The 14,993-nt window shown below is 59.4% G+C and carries 13 protein-coding genes; 12 read left to right on the forward strand and 1 reads right to left on the reverse strand.

Going from position 1 to position 14,993, the window contains the following annotated elements; translation table 11 throughout:
• The first annotated feature begins 111 nt into the window (after positions 1-111).
• The 12 genes from DW821_RS01980 (at position 112) to DW821_RS02035 (ending at position 12,952) form a co-directional block, all read left to right on the forward strand.
• Entirely contained in the window at positions 112-702 is a 591-nt protein-coding gene (locus tag DW821_RS01980; RefSeq protein WP_118065272.1) for a hypothetical protein, read from the forward strand.
• A gap of 74 nt (positions 703-776) precedes the next feature.
• Positions 777-1,490: a sugar transferase gene (locus DW821_RS01985; protein WP_199584249.1), complete on the forward strand. Its 714-nt coding sequence runs from the start codon at positions 777-779 to the stop codon at positions 1,488-1,490.
• Positions 1,491-2,360, forward strand: coding sequence for a glycosyltransferase family 2 protein (locus tag DW821_RS01990; protein ID WP_118065276.1), 870 nt, complete (start codon positions 1,491-1,493; stop codon positions 2,358-2,360).
• A 3-nt stretch (positions 2,361-2,363) separates the two neighbouring features.
• On the forward strand, positions 2,364-3,263 hold the full coding sequence (gene rfbA / locus DW821_RS01995; RefSeq protein ID WP_118065278.1) for a glucose-1-phosphate thymidylyltransferase RfbA: 900 nt from the start codon (positions 2,364-2,366) through the stop codon (positions 3,261-3,263).
• Between the two features lie 11 nt (positions 3,264-3,274).
• The gene (rfbB, locus tag DW821_RS02000; RefSeq protein WP_118065280.1) at positions 3,275-4,294 is read left to right on the forward strand and encodes a dTDP-glucose 4,6-dehydratase; all 1,020 of its coding nucleotides are present in this window, start codon (positions 3,275-3,277) and stop codon (positions 4,292-4,294) included.
• 123 nt (positions 4,295-4,417) lie between these two features.
• Positions 4,418-5,893: a sugar nucleotide-binding protein gene (locus DW821_RS02005; RefSeq protein WP_118065282.1), complete on the forward strand. Its 1,476-nt coding sequence runs from the start codon at positions 4,418-4,420 to the stop codon at positions 5,891-5,893.
• The gene (locus DW821_RS02010) at positions 5,886-6,983 is read left to right on the forward strand and encodes a glycosyltransferase (RefSeq protein ID WP_118065284.1); all 1,098 of its coding nucleotides are present in this window, start codon (positions 5,886-5,888) and stop codon (positions 6,981-6,983) included. Before DW821_RS02005 ends, DW821_RS02010 begins: the two co-directional genes overlap by 8 nt.
• Before the next feature lie 2 nt (positions 6,984-6,985).
• Positions 6,986-8,284 carry a hypothetical protein gene (locus tag DW821_RS02015; RefSeq protein ID WP_118065286.1) on the forward strand — a complete coding sequence of 433 codons (1,299 nt, stop codon included), beginning with the start codon at positions 6,986-6,988 and terminating at the stop codon, positions 8,282-8,284.
• 2 nt (positions 8,285-8,286) lie between these two features.
• Positions 8,287-9,294: a Stealth CR1 domain-containing protein gene (locus tag DW821_RS02020; protein ID WP_158567524.1), complete on the forward strand. Its 1,008-nt coding sequence runs from the start codon at positions 8,287-8,289 to the stop codon at positions 9,292-9,294.
• Between the two features lie 9 nt (positions 9,295-9,303).
• Complete coding sequence (locus tag DW821_RS02025; RefSeq protein WP_118065290.1) at positions 9,304-10,437, forward strand: hypothetical protein; 1,134 nt, start codon at positions 9,304-9,306, stop codon at positions 10,435-10,437.
• A complete protein-coding gene (locus tag DW821_RS02030; RefSeq protein ID WP_118065292.1) occupies positions 10,434-11,633 on the forward strand; it encodes an ATP-grasp domain-containing protein in 1,200 nt (399 codons plus the stop codon). The genes DW821_RS02025 and DW821_RS02030 overlap by 4 nt, the downstream gene beginning before the upstream one ends.
• On the forward strand, positions 11,633-12,952 hold the full coding sequence (locus DW821_RS02035) for a lipopolysaccharide biosynthesis protein (RefSeq protein ID WP_118065294.1): 1,320 nt from the start codon (positions 11,633-11,635) through the stop codon (positions 12,950-12,952). The genes DW821_RS02030 and DW821_RS02035 overlap by 1 nt, the downstream gene beginning before the upstream one ends.
• Positions 12,953-13,024: 72 nt before the next feature.
• On the opposite strand, the gene DW821_RS02040 is transcribed toward DW821_RS02035, so the two are convergent.
• Positions 13,025-14,974, reverse strand: coding sequence for an RICIN domain-containing protein (locus tag DW821_RS02040; RefSeq protein ID WP_118065296.1), 1,950 nt, complete (start codon positions 14,972-14,974; stop codon positions 13,025-13,027).
• Positions 14,975-14,993 lie beyond the last annotated feature (19 nt).

Here is a 14,993-nt window from a genome sequence, read left to right on the forward strand (position 1 = left end):
AAAGATACAAAAACCTGTACTTTTGCGACTGCGCCTAGCTGCGAGCGAGAAGCCTGTTCTAAACGCCCCTGCATTTGCGTGCATCGCAAAGCCAAAAGAGGGGGCGAGAACATGGAACAGACGGCACGGCGCCAAGAACAGCTGCTGGGGGCATTTAACGGCGCCACCACCAACAGCCATAACGGCCGCGTCCGCTGGTATCTGGTCCACACCCCCCATGGAAAAGAGCGCGAGACCTGCGAAAAGGTCCGCCGCATTATCCCGCACGAGCTGATGCAGAACGCTTTTGTGATGCAAAAGGAGTTCTGGTTTAAGCGGGGCGGCGCTTGGTCGCTCCAAACCAAACCCATGTACAAGGAATATTTCTTCGTTGCCACGCACGATGCCGCCGCGCTCGATAGGGCCTTGGCCCAGTTGAGCTTTGGCTGCCGCATCGCCGGCAGTAGGGAGCGGGCATACATGCCCATGCCGGACGATGCGCAGGATTGGTACCGCAGCGTGCTGGACGACGACGGCGTGGTGCGCAACAGCGTCGCCCGTATAGAAGGCGGCGTGTTGCACATAGAGCAGGGTCCCTTGGTGGGGCAAGAGTCCCGCGTTAAAAAGATCGACCGTCATAAACGCTGGTGCCTAGTGGATGTGGGCGAAGGCGACTCCGCATTTAGGGAGCTGCTTCCGATCGACGTGCCCAGCAAAACGTAAGGGAGACGTTGTACCAGCGATTTATTTGGATTTTGGATTCATAGATGGGGGGGGGGGTTCCTGGGGACAGGAACGTGAGTTTTATTGTGGCTGCTAAAGAAGTAACAGAGAGTTGTGCATCAACGGTTGGTGCGCTGGCTTTCAATCAGATAAAGCCGAGTGGCACGCTTGGGTATCGCATCGTCAAGAGGCTGTTTGACCTTGTATTTAGTCTTTTGATGAGTGTTCTGCTATTGATTCCTATTGCTGTTGTTTGCGCGCTTATTTGCCTTGAATCGCCCGGCAGCCCTATGTACACCCAGGATCGCGTTGGCAAGGGCGGAAAGACAATCAAGATTTTTAAGCTCCGCAGTATGGTCGCTGATGCAAACGACGTGCGCAAGTACCTGAGCCCTGAGCAGCTACATCAGTGGGAAGTCGAGCGCAAGGTCGATGATGACCCTCGTATTACCAAGATTGGTCAGTTCATTCGTAAATGCTCTATCGACGAGATGCCTCAGTTTCTCAATGTGCTGAACGGTGACCTTTCTGTCATTGGTCCTCGCCCCATTACAAGAGATGAGCTTGAGCAGCACTTTTCCGACGAGGAGAAGGCTGAGTTGCTTTCTGTTCAACCCGGCATCACGGGTCTGTGGCAGGCAACCGACCGTAACGAGGCGACATTTGAGAGTGGCTTGCGTCAGAAGATCGAACTTTGTTATGTGCAGAATCGATGCTTCCGTATGGATTGCAAGTGCTTCGCAGGCACCTTTGGGGCCATGTTCGGCAAAGAGAGAACGGGGCGCTAGATGGATATTTCTGTCATCATCCCGACTCTTAATGCTGAACATGAAATTGAGACGCTCTTAATCGCCCTTGATCGCCAGTCAATTCAGCCGAATGAGATTCTGGTCGTCGATTCCGCATCGGATGATAAAACTATCGAGTTGGTTCAGAAACACAAAGGCGTTCGCTTGCTGCAGATCGATCGTCAGGATTTCAACCACGGCACCACAAGAGACAAGGCGCTGCGGGAGTCGAGCGGCGACTTTGTATGTTTTCTCACCCAAGATGCCGTGCCCGTTTCCGATGATTATCTGAAGCGGCTTGTTGCTCCCATGGTTGATGATTCCGACATCGCCCTTGTAAGTGGCAGGCAACTGCCCAAGGCGGATGCTCGGCGCTTTGAGCAGCTGGTGCGTGGTTTCAACTATCCTGATTCGCCATCCGTTCGTTCGAAATGCGATCTCGAGAAACTCGGTATTAAGACGTTTTTTGCATCTGACGCCTGTTCTGCCTATCGACGGATCGCATATCTCGAATGCGGTGGATTCGATCATGTTAACACCAACGAGGACATGCTCATGGCCGCCAAGTTTATCGCCTCGGGTATGAAGGTTGCTTACGAGCCGCATGCCGAGGTCTTTCACTCGCACAACTTGACGCCAGCCCAGCAGTTTGCCCGCAACCGCGCCGTCGGTTTCTTTCTCGAAACGCATGCGGACGATCTCATGCATGCAAGTGAGATCGGTGAAGGGGGCCGGCTCGTCAAAGCGGTCTCCTCCCAGCTCCTTCGGGAGGGCAATCTGGTCGAGTTCATCGCCTTCGGCGTCGACTGCTGCGCCCGCCTTCTGGGAAACCGCGCCGGCCGCAGGGCCGCTAGAAAAGAAAGGCCATAGCCAGTGAAAGGCATCATCCTCGCCGGCGGGTCCGGCACCCGCCTGTACCCGCTCACGCTCGTGACCTCAAAGCAGCTGCTGCCGGTCTACGACAAGCCCATGATCTACTACCCGCTGTCCACCCTCATGCTGGCGGGCATCCGGGACATCCTGGTCATCTCCACGCCGACGGACCTCCCCAACTTCGAGCGCCTGCTCGGGGACGGCTCGCGCTACGGCGTGAACCTGTCCTACGCCGAGCAGCCGAGCCCCGACGGCCTGGCCCAGGCCTTCACCATCGGCGAGGACTTCATCGCCGGCGAGCCGTGCGCCCTGGTGCTCGGCGACAACATCTTCTACGGCAACGGCCTGTCGCGCCACCTGACGCGCGCCGTACAGAACGCCGAGTCGGGGAGGGCCACGGTCTTCGGCTACCACGTGGACGACCCCGAGCGCTTCGGCGTCGTGGAGTTCGACGGCGAGGGCAGGGCCGTCTCCATCGAGGAGAAGCCAGCCGAGCCCAAGAGCTCCTACGCCGTCACCGGCCTGTACTTTTACCCGGGCGACGTCGCCGCCAAGGCCCATGAGGTCAGGCCCTCGGCCCGCGGCGAGCTGGAGATCACCGACCTCAACCGGATGTACCTGGAGGAGGGGACGCTGTCCGTGGTCACCCTCGGCCGCGGCTACGCGTGGCTGGACACCGGCACCATGGAGAGCCTGCACGAGGCCGCCGAGTTCGTCCGCGCCGTGGAGCACTCCCAGGACCTGCCCGTGTCCGTGCCCGAGGAGATCGCCTGGGAGAACGGCTGGATCACGACCGCCGGGCTGGAGGAGGCCGCGGAGGCCTACGGCAAGTCGGTCTACGGGCGGCACCTCAAGAAGGTCGCCGCCGGCGAGATTGTCAACAGCCCGCACGAGTACTAGGAGAACTCCCCATGTCTGAGATTTTTGAACCCAAGAACATCATCGTCACGGGCGGCTGCGGCTTCATCGGCAGCAACTTCGTGCACTACGTGGTCAACAACCACCCCGACGTGCACGTGACCGTCCTGGACAAGCTGACCTACGCCGGCAACCCCGAGAACATCGCGGGCCTGCCCGAGGATAGGGTCGAGCTCGTCGTGGGCGACATCTGCGACGCCGAGCTGCTCGACAGGCTCGTCCCCGGCCACGACGCGATCGTGCACTACGCCGCCGAGAGCCACAACGACAACTCCATCGCCGATCCGGAGCCGTTCCTGCGCACCAACGTGGAGGGCACCTTCCGCCTGCTGGAGGCCGTCCGCAAATACGGCATCCGCTACCACCACGTCTCCACCGACGAGGTCTACGGCGACCTGGCGCTCGACGACCCAGCCAAGTTCACCGAGGAGACGCCGTACCACCCGTCCTCGCCGTACTCGAGCACCAAGGCCAGCTCCGACATGCTCGTGCGCGCCTGGACCCGCACCTACGGCCTGCGCACCACGATCTCCAACTGCTCCAACAACTACGGCCCCTACCAGCACGTGGAGAAGTTCATCCCCAGGCAGATTACCAACATCGTCGACGGCGTGCGCCCCAAGCTCTACGGCCGCGGCGAGAACGTCCGCGACTGGATCCACACCGAGGACCACTCCTCGGCCGTCTGGGACATCCTGACCAAGGGCCGCATGGGGGAGACCTACCTCATCGGCGCCGACGGCGAGAGGAACAACATCACGGTCCTGCGCATGATCCTCGAGGCGATGGGGAAGGACCCCGAGGACTTCGACTGGGTCGCCGACCGCCCCGGCCACGACCGCCGCTACGCCATCGACTCGACCAAGCTCCAGCGCGAGCTCGGCTGGAGGCCGGCCCACACCGACTTCGCCGGGGGCCTCAAGGCCACCATCGACTGGTACGTCGCCAACGAGCCCTGGTGGCGCCCGGCCAAGGAGGCCACCGAGGCCCGCTACCGCGCGCAGGGGCAGTAAGACCGCGTCCCGGCGAACCGCACCGCGGGGCGCCCGCGCGGGGCCGCAGGGCATGGGGATGATCCTGCGTCCCCGCGCGGGCGCCCCCGGTTATCCAACCTCTTCGATAGGAGCTTTTCCCATATGGCAGACATCGCATTCGAGAAGGACCTCTCCGTCGCCGAGACCGGCATAGAGGGCCTGATGGTCGTCGACCTCGCCGTCCACGGCGACTCGCGCGGCTGGTTCAAGGAGAACTGGCAGCGCGCCAAGATGTGCGCCCTGGGCATCCCGGACCTCCGCGTCGTCCAGAACAACGTCTCCTACAACGAGAAGAGGGGCGTCACCCGCGGCATCCACGCCGAGCCCTGGGACAAGTTCATCTCCGTGGCCCGCGGCTCGGTCTTCGGCGCCTGGGTGGACCTGCGCGAGGGCAGTGAGACCTTCGGCAAGGTGTTCACGACCGTCCTGGACCCCTCCAAGGCCATCTACGTCCCGCGCGGCGTTGGCAACTCCTTCCAGGCCCTGGAGGACGGCACCGCCTACACCTACCTGGTGGACGCCCACTGGTCGCTCGAGCTCAAGAGGACCTACACGTTCGTGAACCTCGCCGATCCCGAGCTCGCCATCGAGTGGCCCATCCCGCTGGAGGAGGCCACCGTATCCGAGGCCGACCTCAACCACCCGATGCTCAGGGACGTCGTCCCGATGGCGCCGAAACGCACGCTCGTCACCGGCTGCAACGGCCAGCTGGGCCATGCGGTGCGCGCGCTCGCCGAGGGGCGCGGCGTGGCGAAGGACTTCGACTTCTGCGACATCGACACCTTCGACATGTCCGACCCGGAGGCATACGCACAGTACGACTGGTCGCTCTACGGCACCGTGATCAACTGCGGCGCCTACACGGCCGTGGACAGGGCCGAGACCCCCGAGGGCCGCGTGACCGCCTGGAAGGCCAACGCGACGGGGCCCGCGCTGCTCGCCCGCACCTGCGCCGGGCACGGGATCACGCTCGTCCACGTGTCCTCCGACTACGTCTTCGACGGCACGGCCGAGGTGCATGACGAGGAGGAGCCCTTCAGCCCGCTGTCCGTCTACGGCCAGACCAAGGCCGCCGGCGACATCGCCGTGGCCGGGTGCCCGCGCCACTACATCATGCGCAGCTCCTGGGTCATCGGCGAGGGACACAACTTCGTCAAGACGATGAAGTGCCTGTCCGACCGCGTCGCCGACCCGGAGGACGGGCTCGCGCAGGTCACGGTCGTCGACGACCAGCTGGGCCGCCTGACCTTCACGCGCGACATGGCCGAGGCCATCTTCCACGTGCTGGGGACGCACGCCCCCTACGGCACCTACGACTGCACCGGCTCCGGCGCCGTGAAGAGCTGGGCGGACATCGCACGCGCCGTCTTCGAGGCCGCCAACGGCAACGGCGAGAAGGTCGTGCCGGTATCGACCGCCGACTACTACGCGAGTGCCGAGGGCCCCATCGCCCCGCGCCCGGTCCACTCCGCGCTCGACCTGTCCAGGCTCGAGTCGGTCGGGTTCCACATGCCCGACTGGGAGGAAGGGCTTTCCTGCTATTTGAATCAAATCGAAGATTGGAGTGCCCGTGGTTAAAGTACTTCAGGTTACCTCGAAACTGTTCAGGGGTGGCGCGGAGGCATTCATCATGAACGTCTACCGCAATATCTGCCGCACTCAGGTGCAGTTCGACTTTCTCGTCTTCCACACCCCCCGCGAATACTACGAGGATGAGGTCGAGAGCCTTGGCGGGCATGTGTACCACGTGCCCATCATGGAGGGCGCGAACCTGCTGCGCCGCAAGCGGATGTTGGACGCCTTCTTTGACGAGCATCACGACTACGCCGCCGTGCACTGCCATATGGCTGCGCTCGGGCGCGACGTCCTGCGCTCGGCGGGCGAGCACGGCGTCGGGCGACTATTCTCACACTCGCACATCGCCGATTTCGAGCGCACCCCGCGCAATATCGTGAAGCAGGCTTTCCAGAAGGGTTTCGGCGAGTATGCGACCAAGCGGCTGGCCTGTTCGAGGACCGCGGGGGAGTTCATGTATCCAGGCAAAGATTTTGAGGTAGTGAACAACGGCATCGACGTGGCGCGGTTCGCCTTCGACGCCGCACGAAGGGACGCTTTCAGGGGTTCGTACGGGTTTTCGGAGGAAGACATCCTGGTTGGCCATGTCGGACGCTTCGAACTGATGAAGAATCATGCCTTCCTCATCGATGCTTTTGCCGCCCTCGCCCGTATTGACGAGCATGCGTTTCTCGTCCTTGCGGGGGACGGCTCACTGCGCGAGAACGTCGAGAGGAGGGCAGGTGATCTCGGGCTTTCCGAGCGCGTGTGCTTCTTAGGACTGCTCGACGATATGCCCTCGTTCTACGATGGGGTTGATTGCTTCGCCATGCCTTCGTTGTCTGAGGGACTGCCGTTTTCGGCGGTGGAGGCGCAGTGCTCCGGGTTGCCGTGCGTGCTTTCGGACAGGATTACCGACGAGGTGGCCATTACCGACTTGGTGGAGTATCTGCCGCTGGAGGCGGGGGCCGAGGCCTGGGCCGACTGCATTGAGCGCGCGCTTGGATACTCGAGCGGTATGCGCAAGGGCTACGCGGGAGTCGTGGCGGATGAGGGGTTTGATATTCACGGGACTGTCGCGCAGCTTGCTGCGCTATACATGGGACGGGGGTAGTTTTGTCTTCCGTTGCTTTAAAGGTCGGATACAGAGCGAAGGATGCTGGACGTCCTAAGATTCTTGCGCGTGAGGCGTTTCAAGTCATCTTGCTTGTCATCCTTATCGCCTCGCCCATGCTTGATGGTTTCATCAAGGCGTTTTCGTATGCTGACGAGCTCGCCGCCATTCTTCTCGTTGGATGGGGGCTTTTTAGAAAAGACAAGATTGTGCTTAACGGAGGGGAGCGTATCGGCATTTTGGCCGTCGCTTTGCTGCTTGCGCTCGGACTTGCTTCAAACTTCGTTACAGGCTATCAGCAAAGTAAGTTTGCTATTGCCGTAGATGCGTTCACATGCTTCAAGGTTTTCGCGGCATATTATGGAGCGCTGCAGGTCGTATATGGTGAGGAGAGGATTCTTTCGCTTGCGATCGGTGTTGTGAAACTGCTTATAGCCGCCGCCCTTTTCGGCTACGCACTCCATCTTTCGGGGGTTGTGCCGATGGGGAGTGACCGACATTTCATGGGTGTGCCTTGCTATCGCTTCGTGTTCGGACATACCACAGAGCTCGCAGCGTATTGTGTCGGCATCTCCGCTCTCTTGATGACCGATGCGAAAAAGAACAAGGTATGGATTATCCTCGACATTTTGCTCTTGCTTTCGACTATGAGGGCGAAAGCCGTCGGAATCGCCTTCGTCATCGGCTTCTTTCTGGTTAGGGGGTTGGTGACGCGCGGGGACAAGAAGCCCACAGTATTCTTGTACCTGATTCTCGTAGTTGGTGTATTGTTCTTGGGCGCTGATCAGCTGCAGTTCTATTTTGGGGATACGACGTCGGCCAGGTATCTTCTTCAGTCCACTTCTATGCAGATTGCGCAGAGTTTGTTTCCCTTTGGCTCGGGTTTCGGCACGTACGCTAGCTATATGTCGGGCGAGTATTACTCGCCTCTTTATTATCTATATGGGCTTTCCGGCGTCTATGGCTTGAGCCCAGATTACCACGCTTTCGTTAGCGACAGCTTCTGGCCTACGGTCATCGGGCAGTTTGGTTTTTTCGGGCTTGCGCTTTTCACCCTGCTCATCGGGACGTTCTTCTATTCGTTCATATCGAGGTCAAGGTCTCATCGGGTTCCTGTCGGTGCATACGTGATTATTCCTCTCTATTACATGATATTGAGTACGGCTGACGCTTCCTTCTTTAATTTTTATGGGCCTTTTTACGCTATGGTGATGGCGATTGTGTCGACAGATTTTCCTTCAAAGTCAGAGAGTAGGACAGAGGGATTTAAACGCAACTACGAAATGAAAGACAACGGATGAATATGGAAATCGACTTTGTAATTCCATGGGTGGATGACTCGGATTCAGAATGGCTCTCGGAGAGGAATAGGTACGAGGGACCGTCGGATTCGGCTTCTGCTCACGGACAGGACAAGCGATATCGGGATTGGGGCCTACTTCGGTACTTCTTTCGCAGTGTCGCTTTGAACGCACCTTGGGTCCGCAAGGTTCATTTCTTGACCTATGGGCATCTTCCTAAGTGGCTCGACACTTCGAATCCAAAACTTCATATCGTGAAGCATGAAGATTACATCCCCCATGAGTACCTTCCCACCTTCAATTCCAACGTCATCGAACTTAACGCAAACCGAATCGAGAGTTTGGCGGAGCAGTTTGTTTTGTTCAACGATGATCTGATCGTTCTAAATCGTACAAGCGAGGACGATTATTTCCATAAGGGATTGCCGAGGGCGACCGCCGTATTAAGTGCCGGTGGTCTCGCCCGAGGGGACGAGTTCTATGTTCCTTTTAACGTTGCGAGCGTCCTTAGCACTCATTTTGTGCCGTTGAATTGCGTCAGGAGTCATCCGCTGAAATGGCTCAGCCCCGCATATGGGACGATGGCCCTGAGAACGGTACTCATGCTTGCATTTCCATCGTTTAAGGGATTTTATGAACCGCACCTCTGCAATTCTTTCTTGAAATCAACCTTCGATGAGGTTTGGGCTGAAGAGAAGGATGAGCTGGAGAGAACTTCCTCACATCGATTCAGGCAGGCTACCGATATATCGAACTGGCTTATGAAAGATTGGCAGTGCGCAAAAGGCGACTTTTATCCGCGGCCCATCTCATTTGGAAAGAGTTTTAATTTAGGAATTGACTTCGATTCAACCCTGGAAGAGGCTGAATCGTATCTTCGCGGGCGCAAGGGAAAGGTCGTCTGTCTCAATGACGGCGACCTCACGCCGGAGCAGTACGAGACTGCGCGGACGAGAATTCTCGCCTGCCTTGACGAACTTTTCCCCGAAAAATGTGAATTCGAGCTTTAGGGGCAGACGATGCACATAATCAAAGAGGCTGCTAAGGCCCTGGTCGCAAAGCTTGGCTTCCAAACGAATAGGCGTATCGTCGTCTTCGAGTCCGACGATTGGGGTGCCGTGAGGGTCCCGGATTCCGATGCACTTGCGGCATTTGAGAATCGCTTCCCCTCTTTCAGGCTCGATCACTACCAATCTTTTGACGGCTTGGAGAAGAAGGCTGACGTAAGCGCCCTCTCTTCTTTGCTGCGTGAGAATGCGGTGCGATTTCGGGCTTCCGCGCCAGTGTTCACGTTGAACTTCGCAACCGCCAACCCTGATTTCAATCGATGCGTTCCTGGTAACGCTGATGTGGCGCACTTTGGATTTGAGCCAATAGATAAAACCTACCGAACCTATGACGGAGACGAGGGAGTACTCGATTTCGTTCGGCTGGGCTGCGGTGAAACAGCACTGCATCCGCAGCTCCACGGACGAGAGCATCTCAACGCTACGGCATGGCTCACCGATGCGGCCACCGACCCTGTGGTGGAATATGCCTGTAGCTTGAGAATGGTAGGGCTGGACGATGCCTTCTACAATGGGATTGACGCTCTCAACAATGGAAACACTCTGATTGACGTGCACGGATACCTTGAAGACGCGGTCGCGATTTTCAAACGCCTTTTTGGCTTCGCCCCCAGGAGCTTCATCCCACCATGCTATGTCGCCAACAAGGAATGTGAGCTCATCGCCGCTGAGCTGGGCATCGAGACGATCCAATCATCGCCGAAGAGGAATGTTCCGAAAGGGAACGACTCCTATTCGAGGAGGATTAATGTTTTCGGACGCTCCAACGTACCTGGGCAGTGCCGCTTAATCCGCAATGTGCAGTTCGAGCCCTCGCGTTCTATGTTTCAAGGCAAGAGCGTCGACGAGTGCGTCGACGCTGCTTTCGCCGAAATCGAGACGGCTTTCAGGCGTAGGCAGCCAGCGGTGGTATGCACCCATCGCGTCAACTACACTTCACGCGTGGATGAGAGGCATCGTGCGTTCTCGCTCGAGGCCCTCGACGGGCTTCTGCAGGAGTTGGCGACGCGGTACCCGGACTGCGAGTTCATGACGTCCGACGAATTGGGACGGGCGATTCTTTCTGGAGGTGTTATAGATCGATGACTTGTGAAAGACACATCGACTTCCCCAAGGGGTGGCGTATTCTGGTCGTAGGCGGCGATCACCACAACACCCTGGCGAGTCTGAGGAGCCTCGGAAGAGATGGGGTCCCGTTCGACTTGCTTCTTCATTCGGGTATGAAAAGCGCCGACGGGCTCATGGTACCGTCCTCGAAGTATTGTCCCAAGAACTTCGAGCTTGTCGATAACAGCGTAGAGGCCATCTCGGAAGGTTATCGGTCCTGGCTTACAGACAAAGACCCAAGATTGTGCATCGTTCTCGCCAGCTCGGATCTTTCCGCCTACGTCGCCGACCGCGAGCTTGCCCCGAAAGGCATCGTCACGTATTCGTTTTCAGGCGAGCCCGGCAGGGTTGCGGGATTGATGGACAAGTACGAGCAGTATGTTTGGGCGCAAGCGCACGGCGTGCCCATGGCGCGTTCGGTCATCGTTACGAGTCGTGATCACGCGGCGGCCGGGCTCAGCTTTCCCCTCATATTGAAGCCGCTCGTGAGCGCGTTCGGCGAGAAGACCGACATCGCGATTGTGGACTCCCCGGATTCCTACGCCGCTGCCGTCACCCGCCTATTCGCGGACGGCTACGAGCGACTCTTGGTCCAGGAGGTCGTGGACTTCGACTACGAGGCCGTGGCCTCGGGCTGCATCTTCCTGTCGGATGGAAAGGAATCGCACATAACGCTGCGAAAAGAGCTCACGTTCCCAAGGAAGGCCGGCAACGTCGCCATCGGGTGTTCCGAGGCGGCTCCCGAGATGGAAAAGCTCCTCGAAAAAGTAATCGGCGAGCTCTCGAGCGAGGGCTTCAGGGGCATGTTCGACATCGAGGTCTTCGCCACCAGGGATGGGGCGGTCCTAAACGAGATCAACTTCAGGCAGAGCGGGAACATGTTCGCCTGTCTCGACGGCGGTATGTCACTGCCGCTTCTTTGGGCCCTCGACGCGGCGGGGGAGGAGATTCGCCCTCCCGAGCCATTCGGTGGGCGGTTGAGGATTGTCGCCGAGCCACAACTGGTCTCGGGTGTTACCCACAGGCAGATAGGCGTCGGCGCAGCGATTGCCGCCATGGCGGGGGCAGATAGCTTCGCCTTGCGCGCGAAAGACGACAAGGCGCCGTCTCGGCGGTTTTTCCTCGGTGGCTTCGCGGCCAAGCTTTCCAAGGCGCTACGCAAGAAGGGGCGTTGATGGTCGGTAGGGTGAAATCGCTGCTGGGCCGGCTCAAAGGCAACGAGTTTTGGCTGAAGCTCGCCAAGAACGTCTCTACGATTGTGGTGGGGCAGGGGGGCGCCTCTGCGCTCAACATGGTCACGACGTTCTTGTCCGCCGGGTTCCTCGGGGCCGCAGGCTACGGTTCAATGATGATCGGCCAGACGTTCATGCAGGCCGTGGACGCGTTCCTCAACTTCCAGTCTTGGCAGGGAGTGATTCGCTATGGGTCGATTTGCCAGGAGCGAAGGGACGACGCCGGACTCGCCGCGACCATAAAGGCTGGTTTCTTCGTCGACATCGCCTCCGCCCTCATGGGGTGCGCGGTCGCTTTCGCGATTGTTCCGCTCGTCTCAAGCTTGCTCGGGTGGGATGACGTCTCCACGCTCGCCGCGACGATATTCTGCTTCGAGATTGCTGTGCATGTCGAGGGCACGCCGACCGGAGTGCTGAGGCTTTTTGACAAGTTCAAATATGTCGCCATCCATGCGGTCGCAGTGGCGGCGCTGAAGCTCGTCCTCGCCGCGGCAGTGTTCTACGCTGTTGGCCCGAATGTCGCTGCGATTGCGTTTGCCTACTGCGCGGCGGACGTCCTAAAGAGTGTGTCGTTGTTCGCTATCGCGCTCTTCGTTGTCGGTAAGCATGTCGGCCTGAAGGGCGTGGCTGCTGCCAGGAGGCGCGACCTCCCTGAGGGCTTCTTCTCTTTCACAATGTGGTCGAACCTGGCTGCGACCGCCGACGCGCCAATCCAGTACTTCGACGTATTCTTCCTATCCATGTTTTCCAGCGAGGTTGTTGGTGTGTTCAAGTTCTTCAAGCAGCTGCTCTCGGCTTTCACCCTACTCTCGACGCCGGTGCAGCAGGCAATCATGCCTCAGCTCGCAGAGCTGATAGCCAAGGGGCAGGACGACCAGGCTTTTGTCGTTGTGAAGAAAATCGAGCGCATGGTCTTCAAGGTCGTTGCGCCTTGCGCGGCCTTGGCAATCATTGCGGTTCCGCCCGCTCTCTCGTTTTTCATGGATCCAGTCTACGGAGGCTACTGGCACTTGTTCGCCACCCTTGCGGCGCTGACTGTCGTCAGCATCACCTTCTCGGCGCTACACCCATGCTTTACAGCCTACGGGCTGTCGAAGCAGTCTGCGGGGATAACGCTTCTGGCCAACGTAATCTACCTCATCGCCTGCTATCTTCTTCTGGGCGCTATCGACATCATGGCGATTCCGCTGGCCATGGGCGTCCAGTATGCATTGACGATCGGCCTTAAATCCTTGTTTATCAAGAAGATCGTTCTTGCCTAGACCTTTGGCCCGTCGATGAAAGATGCAATTCTCCTTGAAGGCTCGGCGCAGCTCATACGCGTCGAGCCTTTTCTAGCGGCTTTCTAGCACCCACTTCTGCGCCGTAGTGCCGTTTGACCGGTACAGCTGGACGTTGGTCCCGGGGGCGGACTTGCCGCCCGCGGCGTCGAGCACGCACGAGGGGTTCTTCGCCGAGGCGATTGTCACGGTGCCGTCCGCGTTGTCGGAGATTGCCCAGCGCTGGGCGCCCGTCCCGTTGCGCGTGAATTGCTGGACGTTGCCCCCGGGCCGGGCCGAGCCGCCCTGGACGTCGAGCGCCAGCCCCGATTTCGCGTTGGTTATCTCGTAAGCACCGGCATGCGCGTCGTATCGGAAGCGGAGTACCTGGGCGGAGGTCCCGTTCGTCGACCAGAGCTGGACGTTTGCGCCGGGGTCGAGCGAGCCTGATGCCACGTCGAGCGAGGCATCGCCGGGCAGGGCGCTTTTGACGGTGAAGTAGCCGTCGAATTCGGTTGGTTTTGGAATGGGTTTTGTCTCGGGATACTCAGCCTCGAAGTCGAACTTCGCTGACCACTGGTAGCTCGAGGCCGTCGTGACATTAGACGTCACCGTGAGTGTTACGCCGTTGGAGGCCACGCTCCATTCCCTCTGGTTCATATCGTACGCAACGAGCGCGTTTTGTATTCCCGAGATGCTCGGCGGGAAGGTTCCGTTGTCAGCATCTATGGAAAAGCTCTCTTCCTTGGCATCCAAGTGCTGCTGAATGCGGTCGGCATACTTCTCGGCCCATTCATTGGCCTTGCCGTTTCGCACAAAGTAATTGTTGGACAGATCGGTCGAGCGGTAGGCGTAGTCATCCTTTTGGTAGTTTGCCGTGTGGTCGGAGTGGGCGATTGCCATGAGCTCGTCGGTCAGGCCAAAGTACAGATGGCGCTGGTCCAGGTCTCCGTACCAGTTGTCGCTGGTGTCGTCCCAGGTTAGGTCCATCTGGCACCATTTGCCGTCGATCTTTACGGCGTTCCAGGTGTGGCCGTTGCCGGTGATGCGGCCGTTGGCGATGCCCGCGGCGTCAAGGAGCTTGGAGTAGATGCGCTGGTAGCTCTCGCAGGTGCCCTGGTGGCGCGTGAGGCCGCTTTCGGCCGAGCACCAGTTGAGGCTGTGGTCGTACTCCAGCTGGTCGAGCGTCCAGTCGTGGAACCACAGCGCCATGTTGTATTCCGAGCCGTTTGTTTGTTGCCTGCACAGGTCCACGGCGTCGTTGACGATCTGCGTGACGCTCGGGCGGGCGGCGTCGTTTACGGTCACCTCCGCCGTGGTGCGCAGGTAGTAGATCCCCTTGTCGTTTTGGGGGTCGTTTCTGTCGTTGTCCATAAAGTAGAAGTAGATGCGGTACGTGCCCGACGCCGTGAAGTCAAAGGTAAAGTCGTGGCCCGCGGTGCCCAGGCTGTAGTAGCTGGCCCATGCCGGGCGCGACGGGTCGCAGACGCTTTCCTGGCTGCCGCCGTCCCAATAGGTGGGCACGTCCATGCGCGCCTTGGCCTGGGACGAGCCGTTGGCCTGGGTTACGTGGAAGGTCGTCGCGGTGCCCGCGGGGGCGTCGTTCCAGGAGACGGTGAAGGTGACGCCGTTTTGGGTTGCGGTGGCGGAGTGGGCGTAGCCGGCTTGTGACGTGGTGGAGATTGCCTCGGGCGTGCCGTTGGTTTGGGCACGAAGGGATGGGGCGGGGGTGCCGGTTGCGGCGGCGGTGCCGGTTGCGGCGGCGGTGCCGTCGGCGCTTTCCGTGTTGACGGCGCTGGTGCCGGTGGATGTTGCGGTGCTGTCCTCTGCGGTATCTGCTGTCGTATTTGTGTTGGTGCCGTCTTCGGCCTTGCCTGTGTCGCTGCTCGTGGCGTCGGCTTGCGCTTGCTGCTCGGCGGCTGCCTGAGGCTGGATGGCTTCCGCGACGGCTGCCATGGGCATCGTCGAGCTGACCATGGACGTGCACGCGATCGCGCAGAGCAGGTAGTAAATAGGTCGTTTCATAGCGGAGCCTCTCGGTGAG

This window comes from Collinsella sp. AM33-4BH (assembly GCF_003469205.1).
Taxonomy (GTDB): domain Bacteria; phylum Actinomycetota; class Coriobacteriia; order Coriobacteriales; family Coriobacteriaceae; genus Collinsella.

Excerpts from the sequence above, each read along its gene's own strand:
- DW821_RS01980 (WP_118065272.1), top strand. The coding sequence starts at position 112 with ATGGAACAGACGGCACGGCGCCAAGAACAGCTGCTGGGGGCATTTAAC.
- DW821_RS01990 (WP_118065276.1), top strand. The coding sequence starts at position 1,491 with ATGGATATTTCTGTCATCATCCCGACTCTTAATGCTGAACATGAAATT.
- rfbB (WP_118065280.1), top strand. The coding sequence starts at position 3,275 with ATGTCTGAGATTTTTGAACCCAAGAACATCATCGTCACGGGCGGCTGC.
- DW821_RS02005 (WP_118065282.1), top strand. The coding sequence starts at position 4,418 with ATGGCAGACATCGCATTCGAGAAGGACCTCTCCGTCGCCGAGACCGGC.
- DW821_RS02020 (WP_158567524.1), top strand. The coding sequence starts at position 8,287 with ATGGAAATCGACTTTGTAATTCCATGGGTGGATGACTCGGATTCAGAA.
- DW821_RS02025 (WP_118065290.1), top strand. The coding sequence starts at position 9,304 with ATGCACATAATCAAAGAGGCTGCTAAGGCCCTGGTCGCAAAGCTTGGC.
- DW821_RS02030 (WP_118065292.1), top strand. The coding sequence starts at position 10,434 with ATGACTTGTGAAAGACACATCGACTTCCCCAAGGGGTGGCGTATTCTG.
- DW821_RS02035 (WP_118065294.1), top strand. The coding sequence starts at position 11,633 with ATGGTCGGTAGGGTGAAATCGCTGCTGGGCCGGCTCAAAGGCAACGAG.
- DW821_RS02040 (WP_118065296.1), bottom strand. The coding sequence starts at position 14,974 with ATGAAACGACCTATTTACTACCTGCTCTGCGCGATCGCGTGCACGTCC.